12 protein-coding genes are annotated in these 20,358 nt (G+C 72.7%); 1 reads left to right on the top strand and 11 read right to left on the bottom strand.

Annotated features, from left to right (window positions below; translation table 11 throughout):
* Window positions 1-53: 53 nt before the first annotated feature.
* The 4 genes from AB0915_RS02340 to AB0915_RS02355 form a co-directional block, all read right to left on the bottom strand.
* Window positions 54-1,016: an ABC transporter ATP-binding protein gene (locus tag AB0915_RS02340; RefSeq protein WP_366689289.1), complete on the bottom strand. Its 963-nt coding sequence runs from the start codon at window positions 1,014-1,016 to the stop codon at window positions 54-56.
* On the bottom strand, window positions 1,013-3,835 hold the full coding sequence (locus AB0915_RS02345; RefSeq protein WP_366689290.1) for an FtsX-like permease family protein: 2,823 nt from the start codon (window positions 3,833-3,835) through the stop codon (window positions 1,013-1,015). Before AB0915_RS02345 ends, AB0915_RS02340 begins: the two co-directional genes overlap by 4 nt.
* 1 nt (window position 3,836) lies before the next feature.
* Window positions 3,837-7,154 carry an ABC transporter permease gene (locus AB0915_RS02350; RefSeq protein ID WP_366689291.1) on the bottom strand — a complete coding sequence of 1,106 codons (3,318 nt, stop codon included), beginning with the start codon at window positions 7,152-7,154 and terminating at the stop codon, window positions 3,837-3,839.
* A 188-nt stretch (window positions 7,155-7,342) separates the two neighbouring features.
* The gene (locus AB0915_RS02355; protein WP_366689292.1) at window positions 7,343-7,747 is read right to left on the bottom strand and encodes a globin; all 405 of its coding nucleotides are present in this window, start codon (window positions 7,745-7,747) and stop codon (window positions 7,343-7,345) included.
* Between the two features lie 434 nt (window positions 7,748-8,181).
* Between AB0915_RS02355 and AB0915_RS02360 the strand changes: the two genes are divergently transcribed.
* A complete protein-coding gene (locus AB0915_RS02360; RefSeq protein ID WP_366689293.1) occupies window positions 8,182-9,168 on the top strand; it encodes a methyltransferase domain-containing protein in 987 nt (328 codons plus the stop codon).
* Window positions 9,169-9,177: 9 nt separating this feature from the next.
* Here the strand turns inward: AB0915_RS02360 and AB0915_RS02365 are convergent, their stop codons facing one another.
* The 7 genes from AB0915_RS02365 to AB0915_RS02395 form a co-directional block, all read right to left on the bottom strand.
* Window positions 9,178-10,389, bottom strand: coding sequence for an FHA domain-containing protein (locus AB0915_RS02365; protein ID WP_366689294.1), 1,212 nt, complete (start codon window positions 10,387-10,389; stop codon window positions 9,178-9,180).
* 87 nt (window positions 10,390-10,476) lie between these two features.
* Window positions 10,477-11,838 (bottom strand): VWA domain-containing protein, encoded by a 1,362-nt coding sequence (locus AB0915_RS02370; protein WP_366689295.1) that lies wholly within the window; start codon window positions 11,836-11,838, stop codon window positions 10,477-10,479.
* A gap of 81 nt (window positions 11,839-11,919) precedes the next feature.
* A complete protein-coding gene (locus AB0915_RS02375; protein ID WP_366689307.1) occupies window positions 11,920-13,269 on the bottom strand; it encodes a PP2C family serine/threonine-protein phosphatase in 1,350 nt (449 codons plus the stop codon).
* A 2-nt stretch (window positions 13,270-13,271) separates the two neighbouring features.
* Window positions 13,272-16,043 carry a tetratricopeptide repeat protein gene (locus AB0915_RS02380; RefSeq protein ID WP_366689296.1) on the bottom strand — a complete coding sequence of 924 codons (2,772 nt, stop codon included), beginning with the start codon at window positions 16,041-16,043 and terminating at the stop codon, window positions 13,272-13,274.
* Window positions 16,044-16,110: 67 nt separating this feature from the next.
* On the bottom strand, window positions 16,111-17,436 hold the full coding sequence (locus tag AB0915_RS02385; protein WP_366689297.1) for a hypothetical protein: 1,326 nt from the start codon (window positions 17,434-17,436) through the stop codon (window positions 16,111-16,113).
* Between the two features lie 49 nt (window positions 17,437-17,485).
* Window positions 17,486-18,517, bottom strand: coding sequence for a glutamate ABC transporter substrate-binding protein (locus AB0915_RS02390; protein WP_366689298.1), 1,032 nt, complete (start codon window positions 18,515-18,517; stop codon window positions 17,486-17,488).
* Window positions 18,518-18,528: 11 nt separating this feature from the next.
* Window positions 18,529-19,848 carry a hypothetical protein gene (locus tag AB0915_RS02395; protein ID WP_366689308.1) on the bottom strand — a complete coding sequence of 440 codons (1,320 nt, stop codon included), beginning with the start codon at window positions 19,846-19,848 and terminating at the stop codon, window positions 18,529-18,531.
* Window positions 19,849-20,358 lie beyond the last annotated feature (510 nt).

Consider the following 20,358-nt stretch of genomic DNA (forward strand, 5'->3'; position numbering starts at 1 on the left):
GAACATCGGGCCACCCGGCCTAAGCGACCTGGGGCTAGCATCACCAACACCCGTCACGGGCGCGGCTGGTCGTCCGGCCAGACCCCGATGTGGTCGCGCTCCAGCTCAAGCATCACCCGGTGCTCCATCCCGAGCGTCTCCGTGTAGTCGGCGGGCAGTTGCAGCCGGCCCGCGCGGTCGAGCATCGCGTACTCGCGTGCCACCTGGGACTCCAGGCCCGTCGCCGCGTCGACCTCGGTGCGGCGCAGTACCTCGGAGGACGTACGGCCGTCCCGGATGGCGACCGTACGACGGACCTCGCTCGCCACCGCCTGGTCGTGGGTGACGATCACGATGGTCGTCCCCAGCTCCTCGTTGGCCCGGCGGAACGCGGCGAACACCTGCTCGCCCGTCGCCGAGTCCAGCTCGCCGGTCGGTTCGTCGGCGAGCAGCACCGAGGGGTTGTTGGCGAGCGCGACCGCGATCGCCACCCGCTGCTGCTGGCCGCCGGACATCTGCGGGGGCCGCCGGTCGCGGCAGTCCGCGACGTCCAGCATCTGCAGCAGCGACTCGGCGCGCGCGGCGCGTTCGCGGTTGCGGCCGCGGCCGCGCAGCTGCATGGGCAGCGTGACGTTCTGGATGGCGGTGAGGTAGGGGAGCAGATTGCGGGCGGTCTGCTGCCAGACGAACCCGACGACGTCCCGGCGGTAGCGGAGCCGTTCCTTCTGGCCCATCGACAGCAGATCGCAGCCCGCGACCTTCGCCGACCCGGCCGTCGGCACGTCGAGGCCCGCCAGAATGTTCATCAGGGTCGACTTGCCGCTGCCGGATGCCCCGACGAGCGCCATCAACTCGCCCTCGGTGACCAGCAGATCGAGGCCCTGGAGGGCCTGCACCTCCACTCCGTCCGCGGTGAAGATGCGGACCAGCCGATCGCAGGCGATCAGTGCGTCGTGCCCGTACGAGGGCCGGTCGCGGCGTGCGGCGGCCCGCTGTTCGAGCTCCGCCAGCGTGGTCTCGGTCGTCGACGACGTCATCGGGTGTCTCCTGCCCTGAGTTCGGTGATCGATCCACGGCGCCCGGCCCACCAGGCCTGCACGGCTGCCACGGCGGCGGCGAGTGCGACCACTCCGAGCGCCGGGAGCGCCAGCGACCGCGGGTCGGCCCGCAGCGGAGCGGTGTCGAGAACGTCGGATCCGGGCCCGCTGGACAGCGCCAGCTGGACGAGGTCGACGCCGGGTGCCAGCAGGGCGATCGTCGCCCAGCCGACGAGGAGTCCGCCGACGGCGGCCAGCAGTGCCTGCGGCATCGCCTCCAGGCCGAGGAGCCGTCGGCCCTGCCGGCGGGTGAGGCCCATGGTCCGCAGCCGGGCCAGCAGCGCGCTGCGTTCCGGTGCGCTCTGCAGCAGCGACAGCAGTACGGCGAGCAGTGCGTAGCCCGCGCCGGCCGCGATCGCCGCCGCGTAGATCCGCTCGGCACCCGACTGCATGGGGGTGTCGACGAACGCCGCGCGCTCCTCGGACCGCAGCACTGCGAAGTACGTCGAGCCCGCCCGGTGCGCGGCCGCGCGCAGCGCCTTCGCGTCCAGGGAGTCGCCGGTGACCAGCAGGGTGGTGGTCTGCCGCTGGGTGAGGGACGCGGCGTCGACGATCAGGAAGTCGCCGTTGTCGACGGCGGGCGTACGCGGCACCGTTCCGACGACCCGCACCTTGAAGTTCCCGGCCAGCGACTTGATGTCGCGGGGCCGTTCGCCGAGCTGCTCGGCCACGGCCGGCGAGGCCAGGACGGGCAGCACCCGGTCCTCCGACGGCGGCGTGCCCTTCCCGGGCGCCGCTCCGGTGGCCTTCAGCCGGTCCGCGGGGAACGGTCCGAGACCGGTCGCGCGGGCCAGCCTGGCGTACGTTCCCGGATCGACGCCGATCAGCGCGGTCTTCGCGTCCTTGCCGAGAATGCTGGACGGCAGCGCAACGCTGTACTCGATCTGGACCGGCGTCACTTCCCGTACGCCTCGGGCCTTCCGCACGTCCCGGACCAGCTGGTCCGGCAGCGGTATCTCATCGCCCTCGCCGCTGATCCGGGCGTCCGCACCGGTGGCCAGCACCGCCGCCTCGTCCCGGGCGCCGGCGACCCCCGCCAGCACCGAGCCGCCGAACGCCGCCGTCGTCAGCGCGACCAGCAGCGCCAGCAGCGCCGGTGTGCCGCTCGCCGACGCGCGCCCGGCACGGGCCAGTGAGAGGAAGCCGACCGCGCCCCGCAGCCGTGCGACGGAGCGGGAGGCGAGCCGTAGCGGCAGCGGGTACAGGCGGGCGAGGACCAGCGCCGCGATCAGTCCGACCAGCACCGGAGCGGCGCTGACCAGGAAGTCCGTACCACCGTCCGCGGCGGTACCCCGGCGGCGCAAGGCGACAACCGCGCCGACGGCCAGCACCAGCAGGGTGAGTTCGGCGACCGTGCGCCGCCGCGACGGACGGGCGGTCATCATGTCGTCGCGGGCGCCGTGCAGCAGCGGTCTGCGGTGACTGAGCGTCGTACTCAGCGGCAGGGCAGCACAGACCAGGACGGCGACGGCTGCGGCCCCGATGACGGCGGGCCACAGCCGGGCCTCGCCGACGGTGGCAACGGCGAGCAGCAGACCGAGCGCCGCCGCGGGCACCGTCGTCACCGCGGTCTCGGCGAGCAGCCGCCCGCCGATGCCGCGCAGCGATCCGCCTCGTGAGCGCAGCAGAGCCAGTTCGCTGTGGCGGCGCGTAGCGAGCAGTCCGCCCGTCATCAGCAGGACGACGACGGCGACGGCACCGATCCCGACGGCGGCGACCGTGACGACCGGGCTGATCGCGGAACGCATCGCGTCGTACTCGGTGAGGACCTTGTCCAGATCGGTCGTCAGTGTCGCCGCCGGACCGGCCAGCGCGCGCAGCTTCAGCAGCTCGGGGCCGTTCTCCAGAGAAGCCACCCGGGAACACAGCCGGTCCACGTCGAGCGCGGTGAGCCGGTCGGCGTCCGGGGCGATCCGCCAGTACGGCTCGGGCACACCGGTCGTGGCGAGCAGCGCGGGCGCCGCGTCCGGCGGCAGCAGCAGGGCCGCCATCCAGTAGTAAAGAGGGTCGGTCTTGGTGGGCTTCGCGGCCAGTGCCGGGGTGCGCAGCAGGGGCTCGTACGACCAGTAGGCGGCCTCCGGAAGCTTCGGGGCGATGATGCCGGTGATCCGTACGGTCAGCGGCCGATCGCCCAGGGTCGGTACGGCGATCGTCGACCCCACCTTGATCCGCAGGGCCTTCGCGGTCGCTTCGGTGACTGCGGCCTCGACCTCCGTGGAGGCCGTGGTGACCTCGCCGTGGACGGTGGGCCAGGCGCCGTCGCGCAGCGTGGCGTGGGCCGGCAGGGCCGACGGGGTCGCGTACGTCAGTTCGGGGTCGAGGCCGTTGGGCCGAGGCAGCCATTTCTCCCCGGCGAGGATCGTCTCCGTCGTGTGGATGCCGTACGAGGACTGGGAGGCGTCGGCGCGCACCGGTTCGGGCAGCCCGGCGAGGACCTTGCGGTGGACCGCGCCCAGCGCTGCCCCGCGCACTGCGGCCTCGCGCTCCGCCTCCTTTACCCCCAGGGCCGGTGGCGGAGCGTTCAGCTCCAACACGCTGCGCGTGGGCTCCTCGACGGTCAGGTCGTGGCGCAGCCCTTTGGTCTCGTACGCGTCGACGGCCCGCGGGAACGCGGCGGCGAGGAACGCGGTGAGCAGCACCAGCAACCCGAGCGCGCAGGCGGCCCCAGGCGCGGTACGCAGCCGGGTGCGGACCCACGGGGCACAGGCGCCGGCCCGGGCGATGGCTGCGGAACGACCGCTGTCGGAACGCGGACTCATGTCAGTTGTCCCCCTGGTGGCGCAGCGAAATCGCCGGGTCGGCGCGGCGCAGGGCGAGCGCTGCCACGATCAGCAGCGGCAGCGTGGCGACGCCCGCCAGCAGCGCGATGACCTGCCCGGCCGGCAGCTGCACCAGCACGGGCGGTACCGGCTGGGCGGCCTGCCCGGTCAGCACGATGAGTGGCACGACGGCCCTGGTCAGTACGGCCCCGAGCGCGAACCCGACCAGCAGCGCGATGGCGATCAGCACGCCCTGCTCGGCGGCGACCATCCGGGCCAGCCCGCGGCGCGGCGCACCCAGCGCGCGCAGCACGGCGAATTCGGCGGACCGTTCGCGCTGCGACCCGACGGCGCTCACCGCGAAGCCGACCGCTGCCAGCGCGGCGGCGACGACGGCCACCGCGAGCAGCGCGGACTGCGGCCCTGCGCCCAGCGGGTCGCCCAGCAGATCCCGGGCCACCTCGTCGCGGACCAGGACCTGCGCCGGGTCGGTGTCGGGCTGTTCACGGAGCGCGGCGGCGACCTTCCCGGCCTGGCCGGGGTCGGTGCTCAGCCACCATTCGGTGGCGGTGAGGACGGCGTTCGGGCGGTCCGCGAGGACCTGGCCGAGGCCCTTGAGGTCGAGCAGCAGCGCGCCGCCGTCCCGGAGCCGGGACGCCTCGGCGGCAGCGGCGGTGGTGGCGGCACCGGGCCCGGTGGTGGGCAGCTGACGGACCGACCGCACGATCTTCACCCGGACCGTTTCGCCGACCAGCGTGACATCGACGTCCTGGCCCACCTTCGCCCCGGACGCCTTCAGATAGGTGTCGTTGGCGATTGCGCGGACTGCCGGGGCCTTGGCGCGGGCCGCGACGACCCGCACGTTGATGGTCGACTCCCCCCCGTACGCCAGCTCCTCAGCCGGAACAAACCCGGTGGCGTATCCGGCCGTCAGCGGGGCCTGGTCGGACGCGGCCGCGTGGATGGGGCCGGGCTCCGTTGTCTGGTTGAGGAGGCTGGTGGTCAGGGTGCCCTGCCAGCCGAATCCGGCGGGGACGGGGACCGGCTGCTCGGTGCCGTCCGTGGTCACGGTCCGCAGCCGGCTCACGGCGAACCGGTGCGTCTCGCCCCGGTCGACGGGCTGGCTGCCGGTCAGCTCGAACCCGGTCACGGCCAGCTCACTGGCGGCCGCCACCGCGAGCGACATGGGATGCGCCCTGCCGTCGGCCGGTACGGCTCCGACGAGAACCCGGTACGGAAGGCCGTACCGGTCCTCCAGCTCCAAGGTGACCTGCGGGGTCATGCCGGACGGCGACGCCCGGTGCGGCGCCGAGGCCACGGTGATCTGCAGGTCGAACCGGATCTCCGTGCTGCCCTTCGGCAGCAGCAGCCCGGCCCGCGCGCTCTTCGGCGGTGTGATCGAGCCGAACAGCCCGTCCGCAGACCCGCCGGCGAGATCGCCGCGCATCAGCATCCGCTCGTCGGCGTGCGCGGTGTCCAGGGCGATCACGTCGGCTGCGCGGTCACCGGACAGGTCCACCGTCGTGCGGAAAGCGGGCGCCGCATCCCGTACCCCCGGCAGCTCTGCGTACGCGCCCGCCTTCGCCGGATCGCTGGAGACCTTGCCCACCACGCGTACCGACGCACCGGCCCTGAAGTCGGCCTGGTCGCCCTGCGAACGGTCCCAGGACGCGCTCTGCCCGATCGCCAGCATGCCCATCGCGGCGGAAAGGACCAGCAGCAGCACCGGTCCGGCGCCGCGCAGCGGACGGCGGCTGAACTGCCAGCCGGCCAGCGCGGTGGGCAGCCCCCGGCCGCCCGCCGCACGACGTTCCGCCAGCCTGGCCGCGGGCGGCAGCAGCCGCAGCGTCAGTACGGTGCCCGCGAGCAGCAGCAGCGCGGGCGCGGCGACGAGCAGCGGATCGATGCCGAGACCGCCCTTCCGGTCACCGCTGAGCGCACCGCTGCCGGTCTGCCGGTCGAGCTGCCAGTAGGCCACCGCCGCGATCAGCAGCAGCCCGATGTCGGCGCCCGCGCGCACCGGTCCGGGCAGCGCGGCGGCCCGGCTGCGGCTGCGCACCCCCGCGCTGGCGGCCAGCGCGGGCGCGACGACGGCCAGCGCACAGGCCAGCGCGACGGCGGCGGCCACCAGCCACACGGTGCCGGTCGCGCCCTCGTCGAGCCGCAGCCCGATCCGGGTCAGCTCACTGCGGTCCGCGAGGAGCCGGGTCAGTGGCCCGGCCAGCAGCGGGGCGATGACGGCGGCCGGCAGCGCGAGCAGGAGCGCCTCGATCGCGGCGAGCGAGGTGATCCGCCCGCGCGAACCACCGCGGGCCCGCAGCAGTTCCGTCTCCCCGCCGCGCTCACTGCTCAGCAGCCGGGCCACGAGCAGCAGCGCGTAACCGGCGAGCAGCACCAGCTGCACGCCGACGATCATCAGGGTCGAGCGGGAGACCAGCAGCGCCCGGTCGATCTGCTCGAGAACGGTGGGCAGTGAGGTCTGCACGGTGGCCCCGGTTTTGAAATCCGGGGAGGCGAGGAGCGCCTTCGGGCTTTTGGTCGCGGCGGTGTGCAGCGCGTGGATGCGGTCCGTGGTGACGGTCCGGAAGTCGGCTGAGGCCAGCCACGACATCTCGCCGGGGCTGAGCCGTCCGGAGGCGAGCACGGCGGGATCGGTGAGCAGTGGACCGTACGTGGTGAAGACGACCTTGCGGACGCCGCGCCCGGCGAGTTCGTCCAACTGCCAGTACGGGTCGGCCTGGTCGGCCGCTTTGTAGAGGCCGGTGATCAGGACCGGCTGCTTGGTGCCGTCGTCGAGCCGACTGGTGAGCGTGAGTCGCGCGCCGGGCTTCAGCTTCAGCACATCGGCGGCGGCGGAGGGCAGGGCCACCTCGACGGGGCCGCCAATCTTCCCGCTTCCGGCACTGGGCATGCGGCCCGCGGTGAGACGGACGCGGCTGGGGTCGAGCGAGGCGAACCGGGTGAGATCGGGGTAGCCGTTCCGGGCCGCCGGAGGCTGCAGGCTGCGCGGCAGCGCGTACGGCCCCGAGGCCTCCAGCTTCCGTACGGTCACCGGCAGGCCGTCGAACGTCTCACGGGCGGTCTTGCGCGCGGTCGCGTCGGCCGCTTCCCGCTGCTCGCGTCCCACCTGCGCGGAGATGACGAGCGACGCGGACGCGGCGGAGCGGTGGGTGAGCGTGTGGCGCATGGCCGCGTCGCCGATGGAGCCGGAGAAGGCGGTGAGCGCGGCCAGTACCGATGTGGTGAGCAGGACGGCCAGGACGGCTGCGGCGAGAAGGAGCCGGTGTGCCCTCACCCGCAGAAAGACGAACCCCGTCACATGGCCCCCTCGACACTGTTGCCCCGCACGCCCCCCGACGCATCCCAGGATGCTGTCAGAGCACACCCACTGCTGGAAACCGCTTACGCACACACCTTGATGGGATCGTGACCGTTATCCGGCAGCGGAGCACCGCATTCCGCACAGTGCATGCGTGTTTGTGGGGGGAGAGGGACGGTGCTGTGCCGTCAGCCCTCGGTGTTCACCATCGAGGCGGCGGCGTACGTGAGGTAGTCCCACAGCTGCCGCTCGTGCTCGGGAGACAGCCCGAGTTCGTCGAGAGCCGCCCGCATCCGGCCCAGCCAGGCATCGTGCGCGGCCCGGTCCACCCGGAACGGGACGTGCCGCATCCGCAGCCGGGGGTGACCGCGCTGCTCGCTGTACGTCCGGGGGCCACCCCAGTACTGGATCAGGAACAGGGCGAACCGCTCCTCGGCCGGCCCCAGGTCCTCCTCCGGATACATCGGCCGTAGCAGCGGGTCCTCGGCTACCCCTTGGTAGAAGCGGTGGACCAGGCGCCGGAAGGTCGCCTCGCCGCCGACCTGCTCGTAGAAGGTCTGCTCCTGAAGCGTGTCGTGCGGGTTCTCTGTCACCCGTCCATGGTCGCAGACGCACCGGCCGAGGACCCGGGTCCTAGGACCCGGACCCGGCAGACCCGGACGTTACGACCTCACCCACGATTGGCAGCGGCGTCGCAGCGCCTGGGGCCTCCGCCTCCCGCGTTGTCGTCAGTCGCGATGGCTCCGCCATCGCTCCCTCCTCCGCCTTGGATTCGAAGGCCCCAGGCACCGCTCCTTCTCCCACTGCCAATCGTGGGTGAGGTCGTTAGTCCCCCGGGCACCCACCTGTGCCGGTACTCCCGGGAAAGCGACCCGCCGGCGAACGTCGCCGCACCCTCGCTCGACACGACCGCACAGGCCGTCGGCGCACCCATTCACCGGGCGAGCGCACAGGGAACCGCATCCCCGAGGTCCGGCCCGCCGTCCACCTCGTCGCTTCCGGGGGGCGCGAGCGGGAGAGTGGAGGTATGGGCCCACATCTGGATCAGTTCGCGAAGGCCGGCGCCGAGGCCCGGTGGGCGATGGTGCGGGGGATCGCCGAGGGCGGGACGCTGGAGGACCCCGCCTGGCGTGCCGCGTTCGAGACGGTGCCCCGCCATCTGTTCGTGCCGTACTACTACGTGACCGGGACCAGCGGGCCCGAACGGCTCTGGTGCGAGGACCCCGACCCGGCCCGGCAGGCCCAGTGGCTGCACGGCGCGTACGCCGACGGGGCGCTGGCCACCCGGATCAGGGACGGCGAACTCGTCTCGTCGAGCAGCCAGCCGTCGCTGATGGCCCGGATGCTGGAAGAGCTGGACATACGGGACGGCCACACCGTTCTGGAGATCGGCGCGGGCACCGGCTACAACGCCGCGCTGCTCGCCCACCGCCTCGGCGACGACGCGGTGACCACGATGGACCTGGACCCGGAGATCACGGAGTCGGCCCGCAACCATCTGTCGGCGGCGGGCTATCACCCGGCGGTGATCACCGGGGACGGGGCGCGGGGCTGCCCCGAGCGGGGCCCGTACGACCGGATCATCGTGACCTGCACCCTGCCGTCCGTACCGGAGGCCTGGCTGGCGCAGTGCAGGCCTCGGGCGCGGATCCTGGCACCGTTCGCGACCGGTCTGATCCTGCTGCGGGTACGCCCGTCACCGCACGGCCCGTATGCCGAGGGGCGGTTCCTGCACACACCCGCGTACTTCGTGCCCCTGCGCGGGGTGGTGCCGCCGCCGGTGCGCCACCCGCACACCGGCGGAGTGCCGAGGCGGGTGGCCGAGAACGAGTTGTTCCGGTTCCTGCTGGCGCTGACCGGCACCACCCTCGACCCGCGTGAGGCCCTCTCCCTCTGGCAGCGCGAGAAGCGTCCCGAGAGGGAGAGGTTCGGTATCACCGTCCGGGACGGGCGGCAGTGGGCCTGGCTGGACGACCCCGAGGGGCCGTACGCCTGGCCACTGGTCTCCGGCTGAGAAACCCGGTCAGTCGCGGTGGATGGTGATCGTCGTCCACGCCCCGACATGCACCTGGTCGCCGTCCTGGAGCGGTACGGGGACGTAGGGCTGGATCGGGTCCTCGGCGCCGTTCAGCGTGGTGCCGTTGGTGGAGTTCTGGTCGACCACGGCCCAGCCGCCGTCGGGCTGCTGAACCAGTACCGCGTGCTGGTGCGAGACGCCCGGATCCTCCGGCGGCACGGACAGATCGACGTCGGGGGACTCGCCGGTGCTGTGCCGGCGACGGCCGATGGTGACCTGGTTGCCGGTGAGCGGCAGGCGCTGCTCCGGGGAGTACGCGGGCAGGTTGAGCCCGGTCGCCTCGGGGCCGCTGCGCTGCATCATCGCGAGGAAGTACTGACGGTCCGGGGCGATGACCGCCGTCCAGCCCGCAGGCGCCTGGTCCTGGTCCGGTCCCTGGTGAGGGCCCTGGCTCTGGGGCGGCTGCTGCGTCGGCACCTGCTGCTGCGAGGGCGGTGGCAGCATCCAGTCGTCCCCCGTGGCCTGCGGCTGCGGAGGCGCGGGCGGGCCGGGCTGTTCGAACGAGGACGGCGCGCTCTGCTGCTTGAACGACGGCGGAGGCGGCGGGCCCTGCTGCTGGAAGGACGGCGCAGGAGGCGGGCCCTGCTGCTGGAAGGACGGCGCAGGAGGCGGGCCCTGCTGCTGGAAGGGCGGGGGCGTCGGGCCCTGCCGCTGGAACGGGTGCGGCGACTGCTGCGGGCCCGGCGCCGGGGGCCCGGGGGTGAGCGGTTCGGCCGGGCGGTTCACCTGCGAGGGCCGCGAGCTCTGGTACTCGTACGGATCGCGCTGCTGCGGCGGCGCGGGCGGCCCCTGCTGTGCCTGGAAGCCGGGCGGCAGGTTCAGACCAGGCACCGGACGGCCGGGGCCGGGCCCGCCAGGACCGCCGTGCTGCGGGGCCAGCGGGGTGTACGACGTTGCCGTGTTCGTGAGGAAGTTCCAGCGGCACTCCTCGCAGAACGGCGCCATCGCCTCCCGCGGGGTGCGGCACTGCGGGCAGAGCTCTGCCTGCTGGGTGGCGTCGGAGCCGGGGCCCTGCGGGTGGCCGTATCCGGGCGCGGGCGGCGGTGGAGGCGGCGGGGGGACCGCACCCGCAGGCGCGCCGGCCCCGGCCATGCGATGGCCGCAGACCTCGCACCAGTCCTCGGAACCCGACTGGTGTCCGTTCGGGCAGGTCGGCATGTCGGCGCTTCCCCCTCTCCTCGTCCGGCCCCGGGGGCCGTCACTTCTTGTCGCTTCGCCACGTCGCTGAGCTGCGCGGCCCTCGTGTTATTTCTTCACGCGGACGGTCTTGGTGGAGCGCGTTTCGAGGGTCATCTCGTCGGCCTCCGCCACCTTCGCCTTCAGTCGCACAGTACCGGTCGCCGCATCGACGACGTCGACCACCTTCGAAAGCAGTTTCGCAGTGTCCTCGTTCCCGGACGCCGATGCCAGCTGCACCGCACGGCCGAGTTTCGCCGTCGCTCCGTCGAAGTCTCCCGACTTGCGCGCATCGAGCCCCTGCTGGATGACTTGTGCCAGTTCCGCCTGGCCGGTGTAGTGCGCGACCTGCGGATTGATCGAGGTGGACGCCACCATGTCGTCCGTCCACACCGCCCGCACCAGCCCCTGCGAGAGGACCTGCGGGGCCGCCGCGCCCGACGGGTCGGGGAGGATCAGCGAGACGCGGGCCGCGAGCATCTCCTGCCCGATCCCGGCCTCCGGTACCCGTACACACACGTGGTAGTCGCGGGACTCGTCACCCCAGGAACCGGTCGGGTAGTCCCCGGCGCGTGGGCTCGCCTCGGTGCGGCGGTCGGTCAGTTCGGCGACCGTCGGCGCGACCTGCTTCATGAACGTGATCTCGACCCCGACGGGCGTCCACAGGCGCAGCGCCACGTCCGCGACCTCCTTGCCCATCGCGTTCTCCATCATCTGCGTGAAGTCCGCGGCGAGCCCCGCCGGGTCGGCGACGATGTCGGCCGTGCCGAGCAGCGCCGAGGCTATGCCTGTGACCTCTTTCACCTCCCAGTCGGTTCCGACACCGCGGGCGTCACAGGTGAAGCGGCCCGCACACGCGTCGAGCGCGGCCCGCAGATCCTCCGGCGACTCGTGCTCGTTGCGGCCGTCGGTGAGGAGGATGCCGTGCCGGATGTCCACGTCGGCGGCACCGAGCAGTCGGTCGGTGAGCCGCAGCCAGGTGCCGATCGCCGTACCGCCGCCCGCGCTGAGCCGGCGCAGCGCCTCCTTCGCCTGGGCGCGGGTCTGCGCGCCGGCCACGGCGAGGCGGCCGTTGCCCGGATAGACCTCCTTGGCGATGTGCGTACCGCCGACCACGGCGAACGAGGTGCCGTCGCGCAGGGTGTCGATGGCCGCTGCCGTCGCATCACGGGCGTTGCGCATCTTCGTCGGCGGATAGTCCATCGAACCGGAGCAGTCCACCATGATCACCACGGCGGCTTTCGGCCGTTGGCCGGGCACCTGCGCGGGCGAGAGAGTCGCACCGGTCAGCGGGACGCCACCGGTGGTGCCGCCGCCGGTCGAGGTGACCGTGACGATCGCGTTGACCTCGCGCCCGCCCTCCGGCAGATATTCGTTCTGATACACCTCGACGGAGAATTGCGGCACGTGGGACTTGGAGAACTTGGCCATCTGATCGGCTCCTGGCAGAGGTGGCAGAGCTGGCAAAGGTCGCAGCGGACACGAGAGCGGGCAGTACCGGACGTGGGGCCTTTACGCCGATCCTGCCCCTGGTGACGGCACGGCGAACGGCAGCAGAGCCACTGTTACGTTGTCGTGGCCCCCGCCGTCCAGCGCGTGACCCACCAGGACCTGGGCGCCGTGCAGCGGTCGTTCGTGCGCATCGGCGGGTACCGCGGCGGCCATCTCGTCCGCCGATTCCGCGTAGTTCCACAGCCCGTCCGTGCACACCACGACCAGACCCGGCCGGTCCGGTTTGAACGACGCGGTGTGCGGCTCCAGTTCGTACGCATCGGCGCCGAGCCAGCCCGTGATGGCGTGGGCGCGCTCGTCCGCGTATGCCTCCGCCTCGTTCATCAGGCCCGCCGCCACCATCTGCGCGGCCCAGGAGTCGTCCTCGGTGAGGCGTGCGGGCGGGTGAGTGCGGTCGTCCGGCACCCAGTAGACGCGGCTGTCGCCGACCCAGCCGACGACCAGGAGTCCACCGGCGCTGATCGCGCCGACGAGGGTGCACGCCGGGGCGTTCGTGTGGTGATGCGGATCGTGCTCCCTGGCCCGGCCGTCGTCGTGGGCCAGGGAGTTGACCGCCTCGGCCGCCACGACGATCGCGTCGTGCATCGCCTGCTGCGGGTGGGCGCCGCGCGGCAGCGACTCCAGCAGCGCCTCGTTGGCCGCGGTCGCGGCGGCGGCCGAGGCCTCGTCGGGGCGGCTCGCCGAGGAGACGCCGTCGCAGACGATCGCGACGACGGCCGGGGAGCCGTCCGGCAGGGCGGTCGTCGACACCGCGAACGAGTCCTCGTTGCGGTGATGGCGCAGACCGCGGTCGCTGACGGCTGCCACCGAACCGAGCTCCTGCTCCATGTGGTCACGCTCGCGGGGCTGGGCATGGCCGCAGCGCTCGCAGTAGCCGTCGGTGTCGACATGACCGGCGCGGCAGGCCACACACAGCTTGGTGCCCGCCGTGCGTTCCTGCTCCGGCGCGGCGCCGGTGGTACGGGGATCGGGAGCGGCGGGTGCTGCGGGCGCGGCCAGTTCGAAGTCGCCCGCCCCGCCCCGCCGGTCGAAACGGACTCCGGCGGGCGGACCGTCCGGGGCGGGCGGCTCGGACCGGTCGGCGGCGGACGCGGCCGACCACTCCACCGAATCGGAGGCCGCCGCGGTGTGCCCGCCCGGACCGGCCACCGGCGCACCGGTCCCTTGCGCACCGGTCATGGGCGCACCGGTCACCGGCACGGTGACCGCGATGGTCGGGCGGTCCTCCGGCGGCGCGAGTACGACCGACAGGTCGTACCCGCACGCGCCGCAGAACAGGTCACCCGATTCCAGCGGCTCCTCGCAGTTGGGACACCTCGACAAGGCGGTCTCCTGGTGCATCCGCGACATCTTCACACCCACGTCCTGGGGCGGAAACGGTTGGCCCGCTCCACCAGTTCGATCCTCTCGTCGCCGCGCTGTGCAAGCCGGGCGAGCATCCGGTACGAACGCTCCAGGCCGAAACGCAGGCCGCGTTCGTCCAACTCACTGCCGAGCAGCATTCTCGGCCCGGCAGGCCCCTGCGACTGTGACGGCGACAGCGAAGCCGGCGGCTGGGCCGTGGGACTCCCGGAGAGTACCCAGTCCAGCGCCGTCCCCAGCACCTCCGTCGACAACTGCTCGCGGCGCACCGCGTCCAGCCCGAAACTCTGCAGCCCGGCCACCTGGTCGGCGGCCGCCGTGAGATCGGCGATCAGCGGCTCGTGCGGGGCGCGCTCACGCAGCCGGGCCCGCACGGCGGCGACCCGGGCCGCCGTGTAGTGGATCGACGCCTCGGGCACGGACTCCAGCGTCCGCACGGCCCCTGCCCGGTCCCCGGCGGCGATCTGCACCCGGGCCAGACCGAACGCGGCGCTGACGAAGCTCGGATCGGTCGCCCACACCAGGTGGTAGTACTCGGCGGCGTTGTCCAGCTGGCCGAGGACCTCCGCGCAGATGCCCAGCGCCAGCTTGGGCGCGGGTTCACCGGGGAACGCGTCGTAGACCGCGTCGAACGACAGCGCCGCAGTCGCGTTGTCCCCGGTCACCAGCGAGGTGATCCCGCGGTACCAGACGACCCGCCAGTCGTCCGCGTGCAGCGCCTCCAGACCCGTCAGCGTCTGGACGGCGGCACCGGGTTCGTTCAGCTCCAGGCGGGCGCGCAGCTCGCGCAGCCGGGTCTCCAGCGAGGCGGCGGGAACCGCCTGCAGTGCGGCGATCAGTTCGGAGGGTGCGGACGTCATCACACCGGCGAGGAATCCCGCGTTCGGGTCGCCCGCGTCGACCCGGGGGACGGGCAGCGCAAGCGAGGTGGCCCGTGCGTCGAGCCCGGCCAGCCGCGGGCCGGCCGAGGCGTACGCGCCCGGGTCGGCGGGCGCCGCCCGCGGCGCCGGAACGGTCGCCCGCGGCGGCGCGTAGGGGAGAGCGGCCGCGGTGCCGTGACCGCCCCGGACGTGCGTGGGAGGCGCCGACAGCAGGGCAGCCCCCGGAGCCCGCTGCCCCGGCACACCCGGCACCGCGTGCCCCACCGCCCCCGGCGCGGCCGGAGCCCCGGCGGCCGGAGCCGCTGCGACAGGAACCCCGGATCCACCCGTCCTCTTCCCCTTCCGCCGCCCGGCCGGCTCCGCCCGTACCCCGAGCCGCGACACATCGCCCGTCAGTTCGGCGAACAACTGCGTGTCCGTGACCCGCAGTTCCGTACCGAACAGCGTCGACAGGGCCGGCCGCGGACGCCCCGTCTGCAACGCCACGACCTCCCGCAACACCCCCGTCAGCTGCTCCGCCATCTCCGAGGCCGAGGCGAACCGCCGCGCCGGATCCGGGTCCGTGGCCCGGACCAGGAGCCGGTAGAACGACTCGTACGTCCTGAACACCTCGATGTTGTCCGGGTCCGGCAGCGAGTCCACGAAGACGTTCGTGTACCCCTGGAAGTCGAAGGTGAGCACTGCGAGCGTCCGCGCCACCGTGTACAGATCGGAGGCGACCGACGGTCCGACCTCCGCGACCTCCGGCGCCTGATACCCCACCGTGCCGTAGATGGCCGACTCCTCGTCGTCCATCCTGCGCACCGCGCCCATGTCGATCAGCTTCAGCTGGTCCTCGGTCTGGATCGCGTTGTCGACCTTGAAGTCGCAGTACAGCAGATTGCGGCTGTGCAGATGACCGAGCGCCTCCAGCGCCTCGATGCCGTACGCGCACGCCTGCTCGACGGGCAGCGGATCCCGCTTCCCGGCCGCGGTGCGGCGCTCGTTCGCGATCTCCTTGAGTGCCTTGCCGCCCACGTACTCCATGACGATGTAGCCGTCGAGCGAACCGGTCCGCTGGTCGAGGTGCTCGACGAAGTTGTAGATCCGGACGATGTTGGAGTGCTCGATCTCGGCGAGGAAGCGGCGCTCCGAGATCGCGGCCGCCATGGCGTCCTGGTCGCCGGTGTCCAGCAGCCCCTTGAGGACCACCCAGCGGTCCGAGACCGCACGGTCCACCGCGAGATAGACCCAGCCGAGCCCGCCGTGCGCCAGACAGCCCGCCACCTCGTACTGGCCGTGCACGATGTCGCCACCCCGCAGCTTCGGTACGAAGGAGTACGGGTGGCCGCACTTGGTGCAGAACCCCTCGGTCCGTCCCGGCTGTTCGCCGCGCGACCGTCCCACCGGGGCCCCGCAGTCGGAGCGCGAACAGAACCGCTTCCGCTCCGGCACCTCCGGGTTCTCCATCACCGCGGAACGCGGGTCGGGCCGCGGCACCTCCGGTACCTGCACCAGGCCGGCGCCCAGCCGGTTGCGCCCGGAAGCGCCCGACGACGCGCCGGAGGAACGCACCGACACCGAGCGGGCCGTGGAGGTCCCCGACAGGGACCGGGAGAGCCGCCCCGAGACCGAACGCCGCGAGGTCGACGAGCGGGACGAGGAGCGCGACGACGCCCGTGAACTGCTTCGCGCCGAACTGCTGTTGCCCGCCTTACCGACCGCGATACCAGTGGGCGGCGAGCTCACCATCCCATCGCCATGTTCCCGGCTGCGGTCGGACAGGGGAGACCCCACTGGCGAGACGACCGGGGCCAGACCGCAGATGTCGCAGTACAGCTCACCGCCGCCCATGTCCTCGTAGTCGCCTTCGCACGCGGGACGCTGGCACTGCGTACTCATGATCGGTCCCCCTGTTCGCCCCGCCGCCGCAGCGGCCCGTTCACCTGGCGCGCATGCCTACGCGTACTCATCGCCGGTCCTCCGGTGCGGACGACCGGCGGACGTCCAGCAGTTCCGCCACCGCCTCCTGATAGCGCAGCACCGCCTGCCCCGCGACCCGCAGATCGCACGGGGCGCTCCACAGCATCCGGCGCGCCGCGTCGTACCGCTCGATCAGCACCGGGTCCTCCGCCAGCCCGTGCCGGGCGACCTTCGCCTTGTACGCGTCCAGCCGGCCACGCAGCTCCGCCCGGACCGCCAGCGGCGCGGTGACCGCCGACAGCGACTCGCGGGCCCGCAGCAGTTCGTCCTCCGCCTCCCGTTCCAGCGACTCCAGCAGCGGGGAGAGCCGGTGCCACTGGGCGTGCCTGCGGCACTCCGACGCGGCGGCCAGCCGCTCCTGCAGCGCGGTCGGCGGACCGCTGACCGCGGGCACCTCGGACGCGGCGATCTTCGCCAGCACCTCGCCGCGCGCCGACCGGGCCTCCGCCAGCGTGCGGTCCGCCCGGGAGAGCACGTCGCGCAGGTGGACCAGGCGCTGCTCGGCGTCCTGGCGGACCGCGATCACCGCCTCGATCTCTCGCCGCACGTCGTCCAGCGCGCGGGCCGCCCGGTCGTAGCGCGTCGTGTCCGGACGTCCGCCGCCGGGCGCCGCGCTGCCGGGACCCGGCAGCCAGAACGCCAGCGGGTCGGAGATCACCTGGACCCGCAGCGTGGCCAGCTCCTGGGTGATCGACTCCAGGTCGTCGCCCGCCGGGTGCTCCCCGGGACGCACGCCGACGGAGTGTGCCAGCGAACGCGTCCGGTGCAGCTCGGCGGCGAGCAGATCTATCCGGGCGGGCAGCGCGGACCATACGGAGTCGGAGGCGACGACCATGTCCAGCGAGCGCGCGTACAGCTCGTTCATCCGGGCGACCAGCTCCTCCAGCGTGAACCGCTCGGAGAGTCTGGCCGGACCCGTGATCGACGGATCGGGCCGGGTGGCGGTGGACGCCACCGTGACGCCCTGGCCGCGCAGAAGTTCGGTCAGCGCCAGCAGGTCGTCACGGTTGGGGAAACGACGCCTGGCCCGTATCTCACGTGCCGCGTCGATCGCCCCGGCGTAGGCGTCGAAATACCCCCACAACAGCGTGATCGACTGCTCGGTGGCGGCCCAGCGCTCCTTGGTGACACCGGTCAGATCGGCGCCCTCCAGGAGCCGGCGGCCCGCATGGTCCTGCAGGGCGAGGAGCGAGGTCTCGATCGCCTCGTGCTCCGCGCCGAGCCGGGCCAGCGCACGGTCCGCCTCGTCCCGGTCCATGACCGGGCCGGGGGGCCTCCCCGCACAGCCGGGGAAGGGGCCCGCGACGCCCATCGATCACCTCTTCGCTCTCCCCGCCGGGCGGACCCGGCGGGATCAAGGACTAATTGCTCCGGTACTTGGGCGCAGGCGGTGCCGTTATGCCGGGCAGTCCGGTCGCCAGCCACTTCCGGTACGACACCATCCAGCGGCTGTCCGCACCACCCCTGCGGTAGTCGACCAGCACCTGGTTGACCCGGGCCACCAGGTCGTTCGCGCCGTGCTTCGTAGCCACGCCGTAGTACTCCGTGGTGAACGGCTTGTCGCCCTTGAGAACGACGGCCGGATCCTGGGCGGCCTGGCCCGCCGCCAGCGCGTTGTCCGTGACCACGGCGTCGACCTCGCCCAGCTGCAGCCGGACCAGGCAGTCCAGCTGGTTGGGGACGGTGAGCCGGTCCTCGTCCGCCTCCGTGCCGTCGTGCTCGTCCTTGAAGACCGCGCCGAAGGACTGTTTCTCCAGCGCCTCGTACGCCGTGGAGCTCTCCGCGGTGCAGACCCGCTTGCCGGCCAGGGACTTGTCGTATCCCGTGATCGGCGAGTCCTTCGGTGCGAGGACCTGCTGCCCGGCCTGGAAGTAGGCGGTGGAGAAGGAAACCTGGTCGAGCCGGCTGCAGTTGATCGTCATCGTCCGCACGACGACGTCGACCTTGTCGTTCTCCAGGGCGGCGATGCGCTGGTTGGTGGGGATCGCCCGGAAGATCACCTTGTCGGGGTCGCCCAGGATGTCCTGCGCGATGGCCCGCACCAGATCGATGTCGAAGCCCTCGAGCCTGCCCGTCTCCCGATTGCGGTAGCCCCAGCGGAAGCTGTTCTGGTCGACCCCCGCGATCAGCTTCCCGCGCGCCTTGATCTTCGCGATGCTCGGTCCGTCGGCGCTCGACGGCTGCAGGCTCGCCTCCGGGTCCTGGCAGTCGGCGGCCCGGACGTGCACCGCCGTCGCCGTACCCGGCCCGGAGACACCGGAGCCGAAGGAGCCGGTGCCGCCGTGCGAGAGCGGCAGCAGGGTGAGCGAGGCCGTCACCGCGCAGGCCACGGCCATTCCCGTCACCCCGCCCCAGCCGCGCAGTCCGGCCCGGGCGGAACCAGTCCTGGTCATCGCTCCCCCTCTCACCGGTACTCCGACAGCCTGCGGTTGACCCCGATGATCGCGGCGACCGCGGCCAGCGCGGCGAGAGCCGCCGCCCCGACCGGCAGCCCGCCGAGCGCCCCGCGCCCGTTCTTCGCGGCCCGGGTGAACTCACCCTGCTCATGGGCGAGTGCCTGCTCGAGGGCGTCGTCCACCTGGTTGAAGGACTCCCCGGTGGAGTCCTTCGCCCCGATGATCTGCTTCAGCGCGCTCTCGTAGTCGCCGTTGTCGTCGGTCTTGCGGGCGGTCCGGTGGCGGGTCTGCCACTCGGAGACACCGCTGATGGCGTGCGCCACCGGCCCGCTCCCCTGGGAGTCGTCGGCGAGCTTCCTGGCCGTCCCCAGCTCATCGCCGAGGGCCTTCATGCCCGTGGTGTAGTCGGTCTCGTACTTGTCGTTCTTGCCGTCGGCGGTGAGCACCGCGCCGCGGGCGACCACGGTCAGGAGCTCATTGGCGCGTGCCTTCAGCGAGTTGATCCGTGCCTGGCTGAGCACATCGAGCGACTGCTGCCCGTGCACATCGGCGTCCCGCAGTTCGGCGCGTGCGACCGTGTGTCCCACGGCCAGCCACAGCACCAGCACCGTGGACGCGGCGGTCGCGGCGAGCAGCCCGTGATTGAAGACCCGGTTCGTCCTGCGGTAGTTGCGCCGTTGCGCCCAGAACAGCCCGCCCAGCGCGACGGCACCGAGACCCAGCGCGAAGAACGGCCAGGCTCGGGCGGAGTCGTAGTCCTGGTCGAGCCGTCCGGTCTCCGCCGTGTAGAGCCGCTCGGCGGCGGGGAGGAGCTCCTTGGACATCTTCTGGTTCGCGTACCGGAGGTAGGCGCCGCCGAGCGGCAGCCCCTGCCGGTTGTTGGCGCGGGCCCGCTCGATCAGGCCGGTGTACCGGGGGAGTTCCTGGTTGAGCGTGGCGATCTCCTGGCCGGACGGCGACGCGGGGTCCGTGGTGGACGCCGCCTTCACCAGCAGCCGGGACGCGTCCTTGATGTCCTTGTCGTACCGCTCGCGGACATCGCGCGGTTCCTGCGCCCCCGCCAGGAATCCACTGGCTGCCGCGGTGTCCGCATCGGCCAGGGAGCGGTAGATGTTCGCCGCCTCGGCGCTCAGCGGCTGACTGCGGCTCACCACGTCGTCTGCGGCGGCCGCCCGGTCGGAGACCTCGATCGCCGTCACGGCTCCGAAGGCGACGACGAGCGCCGCCAGTACGGCTCCGATGATCTGGAGCCTGCCCGGTTCGGTCGTCGCCGCGGCGCGCAGCCGCGCCGCCGGCTCGGACCAGGCGCCGCGCCGGGGCGCGGGCAGGGAAGCGGGCGCGGGCGGCTGGGCCGGCACGTGGTCCGGCGCCGTGCGCACATTCGGCGGGTATGTCACGTGACCTCCCCCTCGGTCGCTGACGGTGGCCATTCCCCCGGCCGATCAGAGGACTGGGACCCGGCCAGAAGTATGGCCGCAGGGACCGACATCCACACCAGGAACGCCTGGATCGTGCATCGATCCACGGATGCACCACGCATTCGATCAAGGCAGGCGCCGCCGATCAAGACGAATCGGCGGAGCAAACCCCGAAGCGGACCGATCTCTTCACTCATGAACACGTTCGGGACAACTGATCGGTTCCCTTACGCACGGGGCGTCCTGCGGCGTGATCGCCACAGGACGCCCCCCTTAGGGCGTGTTCTGAGTTCCCCGCCTGCGCCCCGACGCCCGGCACGCACGATCGCCGCACGGCGCCGCAGGACAGGTGGCTCCGCCACATGACCTGCGACACCGCACGCCGATCGCACGCACCGACCACCGCTGCGCCCGCGCTTC

Source organism: Streptomyces sp. NPDC048411 (assembly GCF_040704695.1).
Taxonomy (GTDB): domain Bacteria; phylum Actinomycetota; class Actinomycetes; order Streptomycetales; family Streptomycetaceae; genus Streptomyces.